This is a genomic window from Streptomyces sp. MAR4 CNX-425, assembly GCF_048656465.1.
Classification (GTDB): Bacteria; Actinomycetota; Actinomycetes; order Streptomycetales; family Streptomycetaceae; genus Streptomyces.
This window is the reverse complement of the sequence record NZ_JBMDLF010000010.1, coordinates 314,123-331,625: the sequence shown is the minus strand read 5'-3', so window position 1 is coordinate 331,625 and position 17,503 is coordinate 314,123. Positions and strand designations below refer to the sequence as shown.

Sequence of the window (17,503 nt, the reverse complement as noted above, 5' to 3'; positions counted from 1 at the left end):
GGCCAGCCTAGGATGGGCCCCCGTGAGCAGTGACACCGCGACGCAGCCCGCGCAGAGCCGCTCCGCTCCCGCCCCCGCGTGGCAGCGGCGGCTCCGCGCGTTCGGGTACGTGCCCCGGCGCGAACCCGGCGTCACGGAGCGTCTCGTGCCGCCGTACCGGCGCTCCGGGGCGCGGCTGCTGCGGGTGGCCGGGCTGCCCGCGGCGGCTGCCGTGCGGATGGCGCGGCTGGGCGCGTGGGGCGGGCCGCTGCTGGTGGCGCTCCTCGCCGGCGTGCTGCGGTTCGTGAACCTGGGCAGCCCGCGCGCGGTGATATTCGACGAGACGTACTACGCGAAGGACGCCTGGTCGCTGCTGCAGCTCGGCTACGAGGGCAGCTGGCCCAAGGACGCCAACGACAAGCTCCTCGACGACCCGCAGGTCATCCCGCTCAGCGACGACCCCGGGTATGTCGTCCACCCGCCCGTCGGCAAGTGGATGATCGGCCTCGGCGAGTGGACGTTCGGCCTGGACCCCTTCGGGTGGCGGTTCGTCGTCGCCCTGCTCGGCACGCTCTCCGTACTGATGCTGTGCCGCATCGGCCGCCGGCTGTTCCGCTCGACGCTGCTCGGCTGCCTGGCGGGGCTGCTGATGGCGGTGGACGGGCTGCACTTCGTGATGAGCCGCACCGCGCTGCTCGACCTCGTGCTGATGTTCTGGGTGCTGGCGGCGTTCGGCTGTCTGCTCGTCGACCGGGACCGCGCGCGTGAACGGCTGGCCGGCGCGCTCCCCGAGGGCCGGCCCGACGACGCGGTGGCCTCCACGCTGCGGCTGGGGGCGCGGCCGTGGCGGCTCGCCGCCGGGGTCTGCCTGGGGCTGGCGCTGGGCACCAAGTGGAACGCGCTGTTCGTCCTCGCCGCGTTCGGCCTGCTGACGGTGCTGTGGGACGCGGGCGCGCGCCGTACGGCCGGCTCCCGCCGCCCGTACACGCGCGCGCTGCGCCTCGACGTCGTGCCGGCGTTCTTCTCGACGGTGCCGGTGGCCGCGGCGGTCTACGTCGCCTCCTGGACCGGCTGGTTCGCCTCCGACAACGGCTACTTCCGCGGCTGGGCCGAGGACCGCGACACCGCGTTCCCGTTCATCCCGGACGCGGTGCGCAGCCTGTGGCACTACCACGCGGTGGTCTACCGGTTCCACGTCAACCTCGACTCCGGCCACACCTACGACTCCAACCCGTGGAGCTGGCCGGTGGTGGGGCGGCCCGTGTCGTACTTCTGGGAGGACCCGCCGCCCGGCCAGGACGGCTGCCCCGCCGACGCGACGGAGAACTGCGCCCGCGAGGTCCTGGCGCTGGGCACCCCGCTGCTGTGGTGGCTGGGCATCGCGGCCGTCGTCTACGCCCTCTACCGCTGGGGCCTGCGGCGCGACTGGCGCGCGGGCGCGATCCTGTGCGGCGCGGCGGCCGGGTGGGTGCCGTGGCTCTTCTACCAGGAGCGCACGATCTTCCTCTTCTACGCCGTCGTCTTCCTGCCGTTCCTGTGCCTGGCGGTGACGATGATGCTCGGCGCGCTGGCCCGTGCCGGCACCGCCGCCCTCACCGGCGCCCCTCCACCGGGGGCGGCCACGTCCGTCGCGCCCGCGGACGGCTCCGGCCCCGCCCCGGCCACCGAATGGCGCAGAGCGGCGGGCGTGGTCGCGGCGGGGGTGCTCGTCCTGCTCGTGATCTGGAACTTCATCTATTTCTGGCCGATCTACACCGGCGAGACCCTGACCCGCGACGCGTGGGAAGCGCGTATGTGGCTGGACAGTTGGATCTGAGCGGGCCCGCCGCGGGTGGGCGCGGGCGCGGCGGGTGGCTTAGTGTGCTTGACGCAGGGTCGTAAGCGTCACCGGGCGGGCAAAGGGAGCACGGCAGATGGCGGGTAGCCACCGGCGCAGACATGCCGGCCCGAACGCGTCGGCGAGATCGGCGCGCACCCGGATCGCGGTGATCGTCGGCGCCGGGGCCGCGGTCGTCGGCGCCGCCGGGTTCGGCGCGTACAGCCTGCTCGGCGAGGACGAACCGCAGAACAGCGGCAACGCGCTGACCGCGCCCGGCTCACCTGATCCGGTGAAGACCGGGCCGCCCAGCCGCAAGGAGGCGGCCAGGGCCGCCGGCGACTTCCTCACCGCCTGGGCCGGCGGCCGGACCGAGATCGCGGCCGGGATGACGGACGACCGGAAGGCGGCGCTGGCCGGGCTCACCTCCTACCGGGAAGACGCGGGCGTCGGGAAGGTCAAGCTCACCCCCGGCAAGCCGAAGGGCACCGAGGTGCCGTTCAGCGTCGACGCCGAGGTGACCTTCAAGGAGCTGGTCAAGCCCTGGGCGTACAACTCCGCCCTGGAGGTCGTACGGGACCGGAAGTCGGGCGACGTCGAGATCGTCTGGGACCCGTCCGTCCTGCACCCCAAGCTCGGCGAGGGCGAGCGGCTGCGCACCGGCCCGAAGGACGCCCCGCCGGTGAAGGCCGTCGACCGCAACGGCGTCGAGCTCGACCCCGAGAAGTACCCCTCGCTCGCGCCCGTCGTCGCCAACCTGGGCGAGCGCTACGGCGCCAAGGCCGGCGGCACCCCGGGCGTCAAGGTGTGGACGGAGAGCGCCGAGCCGGCCGACGCGCACGACGAGGGCGGCAAGAAGAAGAAGGACGACGAGAAGGCGGGCACGCCCGAGACGCTTCTGGAGCTCTCCGAGGCGAAGCCCGGCACGCTGAAGACGACGCTGGACGCGAAGGTGCAGAAGACCGCCGAGGAGGTCGTCTCCCGGCACAGCGGCGCGGCGCTGGTGGCGCTGAAGCCGAGCAGCGGCGAGATACTCGCGGTCGCCAACCAGGCCGGCAACGGCTTCAACACCGCGCTTCAGGGCTCGTCGGCGCCGGGCTCCACGATGAAGGTCGTCACGGCCTCGATGCTCATGGACAAGGGCCTGGCGGCGCCGGGCGCGCCGCACCCGTGCCCGCGCTACAAGGCGTACGGCGGCTGGGAGTTCGAGAACGTCGGCGACGATTCGTTCACGATCCAGGGCGGCACGTTCACGGAGTCGTTCACGGCCTCCTGCAACACCGCGTTCATCTCGATGGCGGAGAAGCTGGAGGACGACGACCTGACGCAGCACGCGCGCGACGTCTTCGGCATCGGGCTCAACTGGCAGACGGGCGTGACCACCTTCGACGGCGCGGTGCCGGTGCAGTCCGACGCGCAGATGGCGTCGTCGCTGATCGGCCAGGGCGGGGTGCGGATGAACCCGCTGACGATGGCGTCGGTGTCGGCGACCGTGAAGTCCGGGGTGTTCAAGCAGCCCTACCTGGTGCCGCAGGAGCTGGACGGGCGGCAGTTCGCGGCCGCGCCGCGGACGATGAAGCCGGAGACCGCGCAGTCGCTCCGGGAGCTGATGGCCGCGACCGCGTCGTACGGGACGGCGGCGGAGGCGATGAGCGGCCTGACCGGGGACGTGGGCGCGAAGACGGGCTCGGCCGAGGTGGGCGGGCAGGAGAACACGAACGCCTGGTTCACCGGGTACCGCGGGGACGTGGCGGCGGCGGCCATGGTGCCGAACATCGGGCACGGCGGGGAGTTCGCGGGGCCGCTGGTGAAGGACGTGCTGGCGGCGCACGGGTAGCGGCGGACCCGGAGCGGGCCGGGGCGCGGGGCCGGGGGCGGAGGGCCGCCGTACGGCCGTCCCGGCGGCCGGAATCGGCTCGCACGGCCCGTACATCTGACGTTAACGTCGCCCCCATGACGACACCCGACGCCGCACACCCGCTCTTCGCCGCCGCCCTCGCCGAACTCGGCCTGAGCGTCCCGGTACGCCGCTTTCCCGCCGCCACCCGCACCGCGGGGCAGGCGGCGGAGGCCATCGGCTGCGAGCTGAGCCAGATCGTCAAGTCCCTGGTCTTCACGGCGGACGGCGCGCCGGTCCTCGTCCTGATGGACGGCGCCTCGCGGGTGGACACCGAGCGGGTACGCGCCGAGCTGGGCGCCGGCGCCGTGCGCCGGGCGGACGCGGCCGTCGTACGGGAGGCCACCGGGTACGCCATCGGCGGCGTACCGCCCTTCGGGCATGTGACGCGGATGACGGTGCTCGCCGACCGCGGGCTCCTCGACCACGGCGAGGTCTGGGCCGCCGCGGGCGACCCGCACACGGTCTTCCCCATGGCGCCGAAGGACCTCGTCGGGCACGCGCGCGGAAGGGTCGCCGACGTGGCCGAGGGACGTGACGTGCGCGAGGAGCGCGGGGTGGGCGAGCAGGGGGTGTGACGCCCCTCATAGCGGCGGCGGTCCTCGCGGCCGCCGTGATGCACGCCTCGTGGAACGCCATAGCGCACGGCGTCAAGGACAAGCTGGTCGTCTTCGCGCTCATCGGCGTCGGCGACGTGCTGATCGCGGGGGCCGCGGTGTTCTTCGTGCCGTTCCCGGCGGCCGGCGCCTGGCCCTGGCTGCTCGCCTCGGTCGCCATCCACCTCGTCTACATGACGCTGCTCATGCAGTCGTTCCGGCTCGGCGACTTCGGGCAGGTCTACCCGATCGCCCGCGGCACGGCCCCGCTGGTCGTCGCGGCCGTCGCGCACTTCTTCCTCGACGAGCGGCTGGGCCTGTGGCAGACGGGGGGCGTGGTGCTGGCGTGCGCCGGCCTGAGCGGCATCGCGCTGTGGGGCCTGCGCGGCGCGGACGCCCGGCCGCACTGGCCGGCGCTGGCGGCGGCGTTCGCGACGGGGCTGTCCATCGCGGCGTACACCGTCGTCGACGGCGTCGGCGTCCGCGCGTCCGGCAGCTCGCTGGGCTACACGGCGTGGCTGGTGCTGCTGATGGGCCCGTGGATCCCGCTGGCGGCGCTGGTGCGGCGCGGGCCGGGGACGGTGCGCGAGCTGCGGCCGGTGGCGGTGCGCGGGCTGCTGGGCGGGGCGGTCTCCGTCTCGGCGTACGGGCTGGTGCTCTGGGCGCAGACGCGCGCCCCGCTGGCGCCGATAGCGGCGCTGCGGGAGTCGAGCATCGTGGTGGGGGCGGCGATCGGGGCGGTGTTCCTCAAGGAGCGGTTCGGCGGGCCGCGCGTGGTGGGAGCGTGCCTGATGGTGGCGGGGATCGCGCTGGTGCTGCTGTCGGCGTAGCCCGCGGGCGTGCCGGGGGTGCCCGGGGCTACCAGGGCAGGGGGCCGTCCGCGTCGAAATAGCCCCCTGTGGGGTCGTCTGGCCCGGCCTGCGCCATGCGGACGATGATCTCGGCGCCCTGGGCGACGGTCTGGACGCCGGTGTTCCCGTTGAGGTCGGTCCTGGTGAAGCCGGGCTCCACCGCGTTGATCCGCATGTCCGGGAACGCCTTCGCGAACTGCACGGTGATCATGTTGACCGCGGTCTTCGACGCCGGGTACGCGACGCCCGGGTAGCCGTGGGCCGGGGTGCCGGCGGTGGTGGCCCGGGTCAGGGAGGCCAGGCCGCTGCTGAGGTTGACCACGACCGGGGCCGGGGACCGCCGCAGCAGCGGCAGGAAGGCGTGGGTGACCCGGACGGTGCCGAAGACGTTCGTCTCGAAGACCTGCCGCATCATGTCGGCGGTGACGTCGGCGGCGCCGATCACGCCGTTGTCCTCGTCCCTCCCCTCGATGCCGGCGTTGTTGACCAGCACGTCCAGCCCGCCTTCAGCCTCGACGGCCGCGGCCGCCGCCGCGACGGAGGCGTCGTCGGTGACGTCGAGCAGTACGGCCCGCGCGCCCAGCCGCTCGGCGGCCCGGCGGCCGCGCTCGGCGTCCCGGCTGCCGGCGTAGACGGTGTGCCCCGCGGCGATGAGCCGGCGGGCGGTCTCGTAGCCGAGGCCCTTGTTCGCTCCGGTGATCAGTGTTCTCGTCATGCCTCCACCCTGCGCCGGGCCCTGGCGGACAGCCAGCCGTCCGCTCTTCCTGGGACCGGCGGTACCAGGCGGTGCGGCCGGCGCGCGGTGCACACTGGCGGGTATGGCGACGACGGAATTCGGCCGGGCGGTGCGTCGCTGGCGCGACCGGACCCCGCCCGCGGCGGCCGGGCTCCCGGCCGGCGCGCCCCGGCGCACGCCCGGGCTGCGCCGCGAGGAGCTGGCCATGCTCGCCGGGATGTCCGCCGACTACGTCACCCGGCTCGAACAGGGCCGCGCCACCCGCCCCTCGTCCCAGATCGTCGAGGCCCTGGCCAGGGCCCTGCGGCTGTCGGGGGACGAGCGCGCCCACCTCTTCCGGCTGGCCGGGCTCGCGCCGCCGGGCCCGCAGACGGTGCCGGGGTTCATCACGCCGAGCGTGCAGCGGCTGCTCGACAGGCTGACGGGGACGCCCATGGCGGTCTACGACGCGTCCTGGACCCTCCTTCTGGCCAACGGGCCGTACGCGGCCCTGATGGGGGATCCGTCCGGCCGGCGCGGCGACGAACGGAACGCCGTGTGGCGCCACTTCCTCGGCCCCGGCGGCCGGGCCCGCCACACGCCCCGCTCGCTGCGCGACTTCGAGACCGCGCTCGTCTCCGACCTGCGCGCGGCGGCGGGCCGTTACCCGGCCGACCGGCGGCTGCGGCGGCTGATCGCGGAGCTGCGGGCGGGCAGCGACCGGTTCGCCGCGCTGTGGGACACCGGCGCCGTCGGCTCGCACGAGGCCGCGCGCAAGACCATCGACCATCCGCAGGCCGGCGCCGTGACGCTGGACTGCGACATCCTCAGCGTGGCGGGCAGCGACCTCCGGATCATGGTCTACACGGCCGAACCGGGCACCGAGGACGCCGAACGCCTGGCCCTGCTGACCGTGCTCGGCACCCAGACGCTCGCGGATTGAGCCCGGATCCGTCACCGGTGTAGCCGCGGGGTCCCCGGGGCGTGACAAGTACGCAACAGGGCTTATCCACAGGGGTTTTTTCGGCGGGCGATCCCCTTCAGGATGGAATCTCCGCAACTCAGGCAACGGGGGATCACGATGGCAGTAGTCGACCAAGGGCCCGCAGGGCAGCCGGCGCCGGAGCCGCCGGCGTCGGACCGGCATGCGCCGCGGCGCCATCTCGGCGCGTATCTGACCGCGGCGGTGCTGCTGACGGCCCTGGGCCGCATGGTGATCGTCTGGATCTACTACGACTTCGACTACGTGAGCAGCGACGTCGAGGACTTCTTCAAGGCGCTGTACGACCCGCGCGTGCTGCTGGACCCCGAGCTGTTCAGTCCGTACATCTGGGCGTTCACGGTGGCGCTGCTGGTGACGGGGCTGGTCGCGGCGCTGAACCGGCGGGCGGCGCGGGGGGCCGCGCTGCTGTGCGGGTTCGTGATGTTCGCCACCGCCGGACGCGAGCTGATCGGCCTGGCGTCGAGCGACCAGTTCCGCCAGTGGTACATCGGCGGCAATGACCTGGAGTTCGCGATCATCGCCAGCTGGGTGATGGTGCTGCTGTTCTCGGCGACCGTCGTCGTGCTGATGCTCCGGGCCGGGGACCGGCCGGCGGGCGGCCCGGCGGCCCTGCCGCCGCAGGGGTCGCAGCTGTACGCCCTCGCCGGCGGCCTGATGCTGCTGCTCGGCCTCGCGCTCGTCGGCTGGATCGTGCGCATGCTGACCCGGGACGTCGGGCCCGATGCCGGGTCGTACTTCAAGGGGCTGGTGGACGCCGGCGAGTCGCCCTTCCCGATCCTGGCCGGCTCCACGGAGTACTGGGAGGCGGTGTTCGCGGTGTCGATACTGGTGGTGGGCGTGCTGGCGCTGATGCGCCTGCCGGTGGCGCGCGGTGCGGCGATCACCGTCCTCGGGGTCTACCTCTACATCAACGTCCGCCGCATGATCGGCATGACGATCACCGACTACCCGAACGAGGCCCCTGACGAGAGGACCGCGCCCGTCCTCGGCTGGGACGGGTACACGGAAACCACGGAGGGCATGCTCGTCCTCGCCACCTACGTCGGCGGCTCGCTGATAGCCGTCGCGGTGATCGCGATGATGCTGCGCGCGCCGGAGGCGCAGGCCGGGGCGTACGTGCCGCCGGCGCCGGGCGGTCCCGTGCCGCCGAAGCATGCGCCGCCGCCGGCGCCGATCGCCGTGGCGCAGATGCCGCCGCCCCCGGCGAGCCCGCCGCCGGCCCCGGGGCCGGGTCCGTCGGGTCCGGGACCCATCGGCTGAGGACGGCGGCCCCGGGGCCGGGTTCAGACCGGGCGTACCGTGTCGCCGAGGCGTACGGTGCCGGGGACCAGGATGTCGGCGCCCACGCCGATGCACATCCCGCGGTCCGCGGTCAGCGTCTTGAGCACCCGGCGGTCCTCCGGCAGGTCGCGCTGCGCCATCGTCGTCATCACGCAGCGCTTCATGCGGTGGGTGACCCGCAGCCGCACCTCGTCCCCGACCGCGACCTCGCGGCCCACCCAGTCCTCCTCGATCCAGGGTTCGTCGGTGTCCAGCAGGACGTTCTTGCGGAAGCGGAGGGCGTCGGCGGGTTCGGTGTCGCCGAGGATGTCGCCGAGCGCGTGCAGGGAGGCGGTGCCGATGAGCGTCAGACCGCACTCGTCGAAGTGCGAAACGGCGTCCTCGCGGGCCAGCCGCACGTCCGCGCCGAGGAGTTCGGCGAGGTGGGCGTCGTCGCGCAGGTCCGAGCCGTCCGGGGTGACGACGCGCGGGCGCCCGGCCCCCTCGGCGGAGGCGGAGGAGGAGTCGGCGGAGGGGGCGGAGGGGTAGGAGGCGGAGAAGTGGAGCAGGCCCGCGGTGCGGCGGAAGCGGCGGGAGTTCTTGCCGCTGCCGAGTTTGCCGTCGGCGTACGTGACCGCCCAGAGGCGGTCGCCGACCGTGCCGCGCTCGTCGACGACGAGCTCCGGCAGCTGTTCGCCGAGCATGGACTTGACCGGGAAGCGTCGGAGTGTGGCGACCGTGGCGTCGGACGGGGCCGGGTAGGGCGCCGGAGCCGGTGTCGCGGGCGGTATCTCGGGCATGCCCCGGACCCTATGCCCGGCCCCGGCCCAAGCCGAAGGGTATTTCCCGGCGGGGTGCGGCCGGGCCGCAGCCCGACTTGCCGTGCCCCGTTACGCCCCGAAACATGGAGATTGTGACAGCCGGCTCCGACACCCCCGACCTCCCCGGCACCGCGGACGCCCCCGGCCGCGCCGCCGCGGCCGACCCCGGCCTGCCCTACCTCCGCTTCCCCCACCTCCACGGCGACCTGCTCTGCTTCGCCGCCGAGGACGACCTGTGGCTCGCCCCGCTCCCCTCCCCCGGCGCCAAGCCCGAGCGGGGCTGGCGGCTGACCGTCGACCGCACCCGCGTGGGCCACCCGCGGTTCTCGCCGGACGGCAGGTCCATCGCGTTCACCAGCTGGCGCAGCCTCGACGCCGAGGTCCACGTCGTGCCCGCGGAGGGCGGCGGCGCCCGCCGGCTGACGTACTGGGGCAGCCTCGACACCCGGGTGTGCGGCTGGACGCCGCCCGGCGGCGGCGAGGACGGGGCGCCGCAGATCCTCGCGGTGTCGTCGCACGGCCAGCCGCTCTCGTACCACACCTGGTCCTACCTGGTGCCGACCGACGGCTCCCCCGGCCGCCGGCTGCCCTGGGGCCCGGTCGACGACATCGCCGTCGCCGAGCTCGACGGCCACCGCAGGACCCTCCTGCTCACCGGCCGCCCGCCGCACGAGCCCGCCGCCTGGAAGCGGTACCGCGGCGGCGCCACCGGCCGCATCTACCTGCACGGCGAGCGGCTGCTCCCGGACATCGGCGGGCACGTGGAGTGCGTGATGTTCGTCGGTACACCCCCGGCGACCCGCATCGCGTTCCTCTCCGACCACGAGGGCACCGGAAACCTCTACTCCTGCCTGCCCGACGGCTCCGACCTGCGCCGGCACAGCGACCACGCCGAGTTCTACGCCAGGAACGCGGCCACCGACGGCCAGCGCGTGGTCTACCAGTGCGCCGGCGAGCTGTGGCTCGCCGAGGACTTCGGCCCCGCCGGCCGGCCGCGCCGCCTCGACGTCCGGCTCGGCAGCCCGCGGGCCGGCCGGCGCCCGTACCAGGTGGCCGCGCAGAACAACGTCCAGGCGCTCACGGTCGACACCACCGGGCGGGCCAGCGCGGTCGCGGTGCGCGGCGCGCTGTACTGGCTGACCCACCGGGACGGCCCGGCGCGCACGATCACCGAGACCCCGGGGGTGCGGATCAGGCTGCCGGAGATGCTCGGGGACACCAATCGCGTCGCGTACGTCACGGACGCCTACGGCGACGACGCCGTCGAGATCGCCGACCTGCCGCGCACCGGCGCCGTCGGCGAGCCGCAGCGGCTGGCGGCGGGCCGGCTGGGCCGGGTGGTGGCGCTGGTGCCGGCGCCGGACGGCCGGCACCTCGCGATCGCCTCGCACGACGGGCGGCTGCTGCTGGTGCGGGTGCCGGAGCGGGTGCACGCGGACGAGCGGATGTCAGCGGAGGTCGCGGAGCAGTTCGCGGAGGCGGTACGGGCCGCGGAGGAGCTGTCGCCGGCGGAGGCGGCGGGCGAGTGCCAGGTCACCGAGCTGATCCGGTCGGTCAACGGGCCCGTGCGCGACCTGGCGTTCTCGCCCGACTCGCGGTGGGTCGCCTGGGCGCACCCGGGCATCGGCCGCTCGCTGCGGCAGATCAAGATCGCCCGGATCGCGGACCGGTTGATCGTGGACGTCACGGACGGCCGGTTCGAGGACGAGGAGCCGGTGTTCACCCGGGACGGGCGCTATCTGGCGTTCCTGTCGTGGCGCGGCTTCGACCCGGTGTACGACGTGCACACCGGCGACCTGTCGTTCCCGCTGGGGTCCCGCCCGTACCTCGTACCGCTGCATCCCGCGACGCCCTCGCCGTTCGCGCTGTCCGCGGAGGGCCGCCCGGCGGCCGGCGGGATGGACCCGGCCGGGCCGCCGGCGCCGGATCCGGCGGGCGGGGGTTCCACGGTGCTGGTGGATCCGGAGGGGCTGGAGAGCCGGGTGACGCCGTTTCCGGTGCCGGCGTCGAAGTACTCCGCGCTGCTGCCGGTGGCGGGCGGCGGGCTGGTGTGGCTGCGCTGGCCGATCTCGGGCGCGCTGGGCGAGACGTTCGCCAACCCGGCGGACACCTCGGGCCGGCCGACGCTGGAGTACTTCGACATCTCCACCGCCCGGCTCACCGAACTGACGTCGGCGGTCACGGAGATCGCGGTGAGCGGCGACGGCACCCGGCTGGTGGTCAACGACGGCGGTTCGCTGCGCGCGATGCCGGTGAACGACCGGGCGGACCCGGACGCCACGGTCTACATCGACCTGCGGCGCGTGCTGCACACGGCGGACCCGGTCGCCGAGTGGCACCAGGCGTACGCCGAGGCGGGCCGGATCGTCCGGGCGTACTTCTGGGAGCCGCACATGTGCGGCATCGACTGGGACGCGGTGCTGGCGCGGTACCGGCCGCTGCTGGACCGGGTGGCGTCGCCGGACGAGTTCGCCGACCTGCTGCGCGAGGTGCTGGGCGAGCTGGGCACGTCGCACGCGTACGTCACGGCCGCGCGCCGCAACGAGGGCCCGCCGCACTACCAGCGGCCCATCGGCTTCCTCGGGGTGAACTTCGTCCGCACCCGCGACGGCCTCGGCTGGGCGCTGGCCCGCATTCTGCCCGGCGACTCCTCCGACACCCGGGCCCGCTCCCCGCTCGCGGGCACCGGCATCCCGGAGGGGTCGGTGCTCACCCACGTCGACGGCCGCGCGGTCGACCCGGTCACGGGCCCGTACCCGCTGCTGGCGGGGGCGGGCGGGACGACGGTGGAGCTGACGTTCGCGATCGAGGGCAACCAGGGCCGGCTGCGCCGGGTGGCGGTGGTGCCGCTGGTGGACGACCGGCCGCTGCGGTACCAGGACTGGGTGGCGGCGCGGCGCGCGGTGGTGCACGAGCTGAGCGGCGGGCGCTGCGGCTATCTGCACATCCCGGATCTGGTCGCGAGCGGGTGGGCGCAGTTCAACCGCGACGTGCGGATGGAGATGAACCGCGAGTCGCTGATCGTGGACGTTCGGGGCAACGCGGGCGGCCACATCAGCGAGTTGGTGCTGGAGAAGCTGACCCGGCCGATCATGGGCTGGGACATGACGCGCAACGCGCAGCCCGTCTCGTACACCTCGACCGCGCCGCGCGGCCCGATGGTGGCGCTGGCCGACGAGGCCACGTCGTCGGACGGGGACATGATCACGGCGGCGTTCAAGCTGCTGGGCCTCGGCCCGGTGGTGGGGCTGCGGACGTGGGGCGGGGTGGTCGGCACGACGGGCCGGCACCGGCTGGGCGACGGCACGGTGATCACGGTGCCGATGAACGCGGCCTGGTTCGACGAGTACGGCTGGGACGTGGAGAACAACGGCGTCCCGCCCGACGTGGTCGCCGAGCGCACGCCGCTGGACTGGGCGGAGGGCCGGACGTCCGAGCTGGACGTCGCGGTCGCCACCGCGCTGGAGTTGCTGCGCGCGCGCCCGGCGGCGGTGCCGCCGGACTACACCGACGTGCCGGACCGGCGCCGGCCGCCGCTGCCGCCCCGCCCGTAGCGAGTTGGCCCGAAATGCGGCATTTAGCCATCTATGTAAGCCTGAGGAGGGCCCGAACACCCTCTCTCACTAGGAGTGATGAACAGAATGGGCGCATTCGACAAGGCGAAGGACATGGCCAGCGACGCGGCCGACAAGGCCAAGGAGGCCGCGCAGAAGGGACGCGAGCAGGGCCAGCAGGGCCGTGAGCGCGGCCAGGAGTCCGGCCAGGACGCTTCGGAGCGCGCCCAGCAGGGCGCGGAGGAGAACCGCAACCGCGGGCAGCAGCAGGACGAGCACGAGCACGAGCAGGACCAGCCCTGACCCGGGGCGGTTGAGGCACGTACGAGGGGCGCACCCGTCGCGGGTGCGCCCCTTCGCCGCTGTCCTGCGCCGGGGGCGGCAGGCACGCGAACGGACCTACGGCGTACGGGCGGTTACCCGCCGCGCCGTACGCACCCGGCCCCCGCCCTCCGCTACGCGCCCCGCGTCTCCCGCGCCCGCTCGTCCGCCGCGCCGCCCGCGCCCACCAGGCCGCCGCGCGCCTCCCGCGTCGCCGCGAGCCGCGGCGCCAGCTTGCGCATCTCCCGCCGCCCCAGCGGCCCGGTGACGACCGACGGCAGCGCGCCGCGCACCGACTGCATGCCGCGCAGCCACCACTGCCCGTAGACGTGCGGCGCCCGCCGCTCGATCCCCGCGACCAGCCGCTCCACGGCGGGCGCCAGCGGATACGTCCGGTTCGCCGGCCACGGCAGCCGCGCCCGCATGTCCCGCAGCACCTCGTCCCGGTCGGCGCCGCGCACCATGTCGGTGTCCGTCCAGCTGAGATAGCCGACGCCGACGTCCACCCCCAGATGGCCGACCTCGCCGCGCAGACAGTGCGCGAACGCCTCGACGCCGGACTTCGACGCGCAGTACGCCGCCATCAGCGGCGCGGGCGTGATCGCGGCGAGCGAGGCGATCTGGAGGTGGTAGCCGCGCGTCCGGCCCAGCGCGGGCAGGAAGGCGCGGGCGGTGGCGACGCTGCCGAGCAGGTTGACCTCGATGACGCGGTCGAAGGAGCGCGCGTCGGAGTCGAGGAACGGGCCGCCGAGGGCGACGCCCGCGTTCGCGACGACGACGTCGACCCCGCCGAAGCGCTCCTCGACGGCGGCGGCGACGCCGGCCATCGCGTCGTGGTCGGTGACGTCCGCGTACCAGTGAGCGGCCTCGCCCGGCAGCGAACCGGCGACCTTCTTCAGCTCGTCCGGCTCCAGCCCGACCAGCGCGAGCCGCGCCCCGCGCGCCGCCAGCCGGCGCGCCAGCAGCGCGCCGACGCCGCGGGCGGCGCCGGTGACGACGACGGTCCGGCCCGCAAGTCCCTGCCCGCGCCTCATGCGCCCGCCTCCTCCTTCTCGACGACCGTCCCGGCGGTCCCGGCGGTTTCCTCGGTTCCGGCGGTTTCCTCGGTTCCGGCGGTTTCCTCGGTTCCGGCGGCCCCGGCGGGTTTCCCGCCGTCCCCTTCAGCCTGCGCCGCCGCCGGCGCCGCCGCCAGGTGGTCGCGTACGAGGTCGCGCAGTACCCCGGCCACCGCGTACGGCGCCTCGATCGGCGTCATGTGGCCCAGCCCGTCCAGCTCGGTGAACCCCGCGCAGTCCGGCAGCAGCCCGGCGATCTTCCGCGCCAGCCGCACCGGCGTGAGCCGGTCGGCCGTGCCGTGCACCACCGCGGCCGGCACCGGCATCCGCGCCACCTCGGCGTCCAGGTCCAGCGTCGCCAGCACCCGCCCCCACGAGCCGCGCGGCTTCCGCGGGGTGGCGAAGACGATACGGGCGCTCGCCTCGATCTGCGCCGGGGTGGCGCCGCGGCCCAGGATCGCCGGGCCCAGCACCTTCTTCGACAGCGGCGTCACCGGCCCCATCGGCAGCCGCGACACCAGCAGCGCCCGCTGCGCCGCGGAGCGCAGCGCCCGGGCCCGCAGCGGCACCACCCGCGACTCGGGCACCAGGTGCGCGCTGCCCGTGCTGCACAGCAGCACGGCGGCGGCCCGGTCGCGCAGGTACGGCCGGCCGGCGGCGGCCATCAGCGTCATGCCGCCCATCGAGTGCCCGCCGATCACGACCTTCTCGCCGGGGGCCAGCGCCGCGTCGAGCACGGCGCCGAGGTCGTCGGCGAGGGTGGCGGTGTGGTACGAGCCGTCGCCGCCGGCCGGGCTGCGGCCGTGGCCGCGCTGGTCGTACGCGAGGACGCGGTGGTCGGGCGCGAGCTGCCGGATCACCGGCGCCCAGAAGGCGGTCGAGCAGCACCAGCCGTGCGCGAGGACGACGGCGGGCGCGTCCGTCGCGCCGTGCTCCTCGACGTGCAGCCGGGTGCCGTCGGCGGAGACGGCGGTCAGCTCGCGCCGGGGCACGGGCGGGGCGTACGGGCCGGAGGTGACGTGCATGAGCCGGGTCACCGGACGGCCTCCGCGCTCCGGCGTGCGCCGGCGGCGGCGGTGCCGGCGGGCTTTGCGCCGCCGGGCCTCAACACCTCGTACTCCTCCATGTGCACCTTCCTCGTCACCTTCCGGAACTCGCTCGTCGTGCCCGGCCAGACGGTCGTGTTGCGCCCGTTGGCGTCGAGATACCAGCTGTCGCAGCCGCCGGTGTTCCACACCGTGCGCTTCATCCGCTCCTGCACCCGCGCGTTCCAGTTGCGGACCGCCGCCGGCCGCGCGTCGAGCGCGACCCGGCCGCCGGGGCCGCCGAGCCGGTCGAGGTGGCGTACGAAGTCGGCCAGGTAGTTCAGCTGCGCCTCGATGATGAGGATCATCGAGCTGTTCCCGAGGCCGGTGTTGGGGCCGATGATCGTCAGCAGGTTGGGGAAGCCGGCCGCGCTCGCGCCGCGCAGCGCCTCCATGCCGCCGCCCCACGCCTCCGCGAGCGTCGTGCCGTCGCGGCCCTTGATGCGGTCGGCGATGGGCAGGTCGGTGACGTGGAACCCGGTGCCGAAGATGATCGCGTCGGCCTCGGTCTCCGTGCCGTCGGCGGCCACGAGGGTCGAACCGCGCACCTCGGTGAGACCCGACGCGACGACGTCGACGTTGGGCTGGGCGAGCGCCGGATAGTAGTCGTTCGACAGCAGGATCCGCTTGCAGCCGATGCGGTAGTCGGGTATGAGCTTGCGGCGCAGCCCGGGGTCCTTGATCGCCCGGCCCATGTTCCGCCTGGCCAGCCCCTCCACGAACCCCAGCTCGCCCGGGTGCTTGGTGAACGCCTGCACCTGGAGCTCGCGGATGCCCCACAGGATGCCGCGGCGCAGCTTGGTGGTGGCGGGGACGCGGGTGTGCAGCCAGCGCTCCGGGGCGCTGATGGCGCGGTCCACGCGCGGCAGCACCCACGGCGGGGTGCGCTGGAAGACCGTGAGCCGGGAGACCTCCGGCTGGATGGACGGCACGATCTGGATGGCGGAGGCGCCGGTGCCGACCACGGCGACGCGCTTGCCGCCGAGCGGCACGCCGTGGTCCCAGCGCGCGGAGTGGAAGACCTCGCCGGAGAAGGTGTCGAGGCCGGGGATGTCCGGGACCTTGGGGTCGGACAGCGGGCCGGTGGCGGAGACCACGACGTCGGCGGTGAGTTCGCCGTGCTTGGTCTCGATCTCCCAGTGCAGCTCGTCGTCGTCCCAGCGGATGCTCCGTACCTCGTGGTCGAAGCGGATGTGCTGCCGTACGCCGAAGATGTCGGCGACCTGCTCCAGGTAGTCGCGGATGTGCTCCTGGCCGGAGAAGGTGCGCGGCCACTCGGCGTGCGGCGCGAAGGAGAACGAGTACAGGTGGGACGGGACGTCGCAGGCGCAGCCGGGATAGCTGTTGTCCCGCCACGTGCCGCCGAGCGCGCTCGCGCGCTCCAGTACGGCGAAGTCCGTGATCCCCTCGCGGCGCAGCCGTACGGCGGCGCCGAGGCCGCCGAATCCGGAACCGATCACCGCCACCCTGACGTGTTCGCGCGTCATCGCCGTCTTCCTCCCAGGAGTGGAGTCGCGATTGCGCCAGCATTCACTGGCACGATGAGAGAGTAGGCCCTCTTCTTACCGATGGGTAGGGGGCCGGCGTGATCGACTTCCGCCCGCGGGCGGGGTGTCGGTGCGAGGTCCTACCCTGGTGGCCGGGGCGAACGGCGACGGCCGGCGAGGACGGCGGGGCCGACGGGGCCGGCGGAGAGCGGGCGCAGCACCGACGAGGACCGGCACAAGACCGGTGGAGGACCGGCGGAGGGACAGCGGGTGGGACGCGAATACCGGACGGAGGAGCTGGCCGAGCGCGCCGGCATCACCGTCCGCACGCTGCGCTTCTACCGCGAGCGCAAGCTCCTCCAGCCGCCGCGCCGCGAGGGCCGCATCGCCTGGTACGGGGAGGCGCACCTGTCCCGGCTGCGGACGATCGCCGCGCTGCTGGACCGGGGGCACACGCTCGGCGGCATAGCCGAGCTGATCGCCGCCTTCGAGAGCGGCCGGGACGTGCGCGGCGCGGCCGAGCTGCTCGGCCTGGAGGAGTCGCCGGCGCGGCCGTGGTCGGAGGAGACCCCCGTGCGCATCACGCCGGAGGAGCTGGCCGACCGGTTCGCGGGCGAGGTCTCCCCGGAGAACCTGGAGACGTCCATCGACATGGGCTATGTCGCCGTGGAGGGCGAGGAGTTCATCCACGTCAGCCGGCGGCTGCTGGACGCCTCGTCGAAGCTGGTGGAGAAGGGCGTGCCGCTGGCCGCGGTGCTCGCGGCGGGCCGCGAGGTGCGCGCGCACGCCGACGACCTCGCCGAGCTGTTCACCGCGCTCATACGCGAGCACGTGCTGGCCGACGTCCTGCGGACGCCGCCCGCGGAGCTGACGGCGGAGCAGGCGGAGCGGCTGACGGACGCGCTGGAGCAGCTGCGGCCGGTGTCGATGCAGGTGCTGGAGGCGGAGGTGGCGATGGCGATGGACCGGCGGGTGCGCAGGGAGTTCGAGGAGTGGAAGCGCACGCGCGCCGGGTCCACCGCCGAGGAGCCGGGCGACTGACCCGCCGGGCCGCGTCCCCGGG

Annotated in this window: 14 protein-coding genes; 9 read left to right on the top strand and 5 right to left on the bottom strand. The window is 74.5% G+C overall.

The window, feature by feature from the left end; translation table 11 throughout:
* Positions 1–22: 22 nt before the first annotated feature.
* The 4 genes from ACHZ99_RS26655 (at position 23) to ACHZ99_RS26640 (ending at position 5,118) form a co-directional block, all read left to right on the top strand.
* Complete coding sequence (locus ACHZ99_RS26655; RefSeq protein WP_420307291.1) at positions 23–1,795, top strand: dolichyl-phosphate-mannose--protein mannosyltransferase; 1,773 nt, start codon at positions 23–25, stop codon at positions 1,793–1,795.
* Positions 1,796–1,892: 97 nt separating this feature from the next.
* Positions 1,893–3,632, top strand: coding sequence for a penicillin-binding transpeptidase domain-containing protein (locus ACHZ99_RS26650; RefSeq protein WP_420307290.1), 1,740 nt, complete (start codon positions 1,893–1,895; stop codon positions 3,630–3,632).
* Between the two features lie 116 nt (positions 3,633–3,748).
* Complete coding sequence (locus ACHZ99_RS26645) at positions 3,749–4,270, top strand: YbaK/EbsC family protein (protein WP_420307289.1); 522 nt, start codon at positions 3,749–3,751, stop codon at positions 4,268–4,270.
* Complete coding sequence (locus ACHZ99_RS26640; protein ID WP_420307288.1) at positions 4,267–5,118, top strand: EamA family transporter; 852 nt, start codon at positions 4,267–4,269, stop codon at positions 5,116–5,118. Before ACHZ99_RS26645 ends, ACHZ99_RS26640 begins: the two co-directional genes overlap by 4 nt.
* 28 nt (positions 5,119–5,146) lie before the next feature.
* On the opposite strand, the gene ACHZ99_RS26635 is transcribed toward ACHZ99_RS26640, so the two are convergent.
* Positions 5,147–5,854 carry an SDR family NAD(P)-dependent oxidoreductase gene (locus ACHZ99_RS26635; protein WP_420307287.1) on the bottom strand — a complete coding sequence of 236 codons (708 nt, stop codon included), beginning with the start codon at positions 5,852–5,854 and terminating at the stop codon, positions 5,147–5,149.
* Positions 5,855–5,957: 103 nt separating this feature from the next.
* Here ACHZ99_RS26635 and ACHZ99_RS26630 point away from each other — a divergent pair, with 103 nt between their 5' ends.
* Positions 5,958–6,797 (top strand): helix-turn-helix transcriptional regulator, encoded by an 840-nt coding sequence (locus tag ACHZ99_RS26630; protein WP_420307286.1) that lies wholly within the window; start codon positions 5,958–5,960, stop codon positions 6,795–6,797.
* A gap of 138 nt (positions 6,798–6,935) precedes the next feature.
* A complete protein-coding gene (locus tag ACHZ99_RS26625; protein ID WP_420307285.1) occupies positions 6,936–8,117 on the top strand; it encodes a hypothetical protein in 1,182 nt (393 codons plus the stop codon).
* Between the two features lie 23 nt (positions 8,118–8,140).
* Here ACHZ99_RS26625 and ACHZ99_RS26620 read toward each other — a convergent pair whose 3' ends face one another.
* Complete coding sequence (locus ACHZ99_RS26620) at positions 8,141–8,917, bottom strand: MOSC domain-containing protein (protein ID WP_420307284.1); 777 nt, start codon at positions 8,915–8,917, stop codon at positions 8,141–8,143.
* A gap of 113 nt (positions 8,918–9,030) precedes the next feature.
* Between ACHZ99_RS26620 and ACHZ99_RS26615 the strand changes: the two genes are divergently transcribed.
* Both ACHZ99_RS26615 and ACHZ99_RS26610 read left to right on the top strand, forming a co-directional pair.
* Positions 9,031–12,492 (top strand): S41 family peptidase, encoded by a 3,462-nt coding sequence (locus ACHZ99_RS26615; RefSeq protein WP_420307320.1) that lies wholly within the window; start codon positions 9,031–9,033, stop codon positions 12,490–12,492.
* Between the two features lie 87 nt (positions 12,493–12,579).
* The gene (locus tag ACHZ99_RS26610) at positions 12,580–12,795 is read left to right on the top strand and encodes a hypothetical protein (protein WP_420307283.1); all 216 of its coding nucleotides are present in this window, start codon (positions 12,580–12,582) and stop codon (positions 12,793–12,795) included.
* Between the two features lie 152 nt (positions 12,796–12,947).
* Here the strand turns inward: ACHZ99_RS26610 and ACHZ99_RS26605 are convergent, their stop codons facing one another.
* The 3 genes from ACHZ99_RS26605 to ACHZ99_RS26595 are packed head-to-tail and all read right to left on the bottom strand — an operon-like array spanning position 12,948 to position 16,440.
* Positions 12,948–13,847, bottom strand: a complete 900-nt coding sequence (locus tag ACHZ99_RS26605) for an SDR family oxidoreductase (protein WP_420307282.1) — start codon at positions 13,845–13,847, stop codon at positions 12,948–12,950.
* Positions 13,844–14,905: an alpha/beta fold hydrolase gene (locus ACHZ99_RS26600; RefSeq protein ID WP_420307281.1), complete on the bottom strand. Its 1,062-nt coding sequence runs from the start codon at positions 14,903–14,905 to the stop codon at positions 13,844–13,846. The genes ACHZ99_RS26605 and ACHZ99_RS26600 overlap by 4 nt, the downstream gene beginning before the upstream one ends.
* The gene (locus ACHZ99_RS26595) at positions 14,902–16,440 is read right to left on the bottom strand and encodes a flavin-containing monooxygenase (RefSeq protein ID WP_420307280.1); all 1,539 of its coding nucleotides are present in this window, start codon (positions 16,438–16,440) and stop codon (positions 14,902–14,904) included. The genes ACHZ99_RS26600 and ACHZ99_RS26595 overlap by 4 nt, the downstream gene beginning before the upstream one ends.
* Positions 16,441–16,710: 270 nt before the next feature.
* Here ACHZ99_RS26595 and ACHZ99_RS26590 point away from each other — a divergent pair, with 270 nt between their 5' ends.
* The gene (locus ACHZ99_RS26590) at positions 16,711–17,481 is read left to right on the top strand and encodes a MerR family transcriptional regulator (RefSeq protein ID WP_420307279.1); all 771 of its coding nucleotides are present in this window, start codon (positions 16,711–16,713) and stop codon (positions 17,479–17,481) included.
* The last annotated feature ends 22 nt before the right edge of the window (positions 17,482–17,503 follow it).

Bases quoted from the DNA above. Each gene is read 5' to 3' on its own strand.
- ACHZ99_RS26650 (WP_420307290.1), top strand. From the start codon at position 1,893: ATGGCGGGTAGCCACCGGCGCAGACATGCCGGCCCGAACGCGTCGGCG.
- ACHZ99_RS26645 (WP_420307289.1), top strand. From the start codon at position 3,749: ATGACGACACCCGACGCCGCACACCCGCTCTTCGCCGCCGCCCTCGCC.
- ACHZ99_RS26635 (WP_420307287.1), bottom strand. From the start codon at position 5,854: ATGACGAGAACACTGATCACCGGAGCGAACAAGGGCCTCGGCTACGAG.
- ACHZ99_RS26630 (WP_420307286.1), top strand. From the start codon at position 5,958: ATGGCGACGACGGAATTCGGCCGGGCGGTGCGTCGCTGGCGCGACCGG.
- ACHZ99_RS26625 (WP_420307285.1), top strand. From the start codon at position 6,936: ATGGCAGTAGTCGACCAAGGGCCCGCAGGGCAGCCGGCGCCGGAGCCG.
- ACHZ99_RS26620 (WP_420307284.1), bottom strand. From the start codon at position 8,917: ATGCCCGAGATACCGCCCGCGACACCGGCTCCGGCGCCCTACCCGGCC.
- ACHZ99_RS26610 (WP_420307283.1), top strand. From the start codon at position 12,580: ATGGGCGCATTCGACAAGGCGAAGGACATGGCCAGCGACGCGGCCGAC.
- ACHZ99_RS26605 (WP_420307282.1), bottom strand. From the start codon at position 13,847: ATGAGGCGCGGGCAGGGACTTGCGGGCCGGACCGTCGTCGTCACCGGC.
- ACHZ99_RS26595 (WP_420307280.1), bottom strand. From the start codon at position 16,440: ATGACGCGCGAACACGTCAGGGTGGCGGTGATCGGTTCCGGATTCGGC.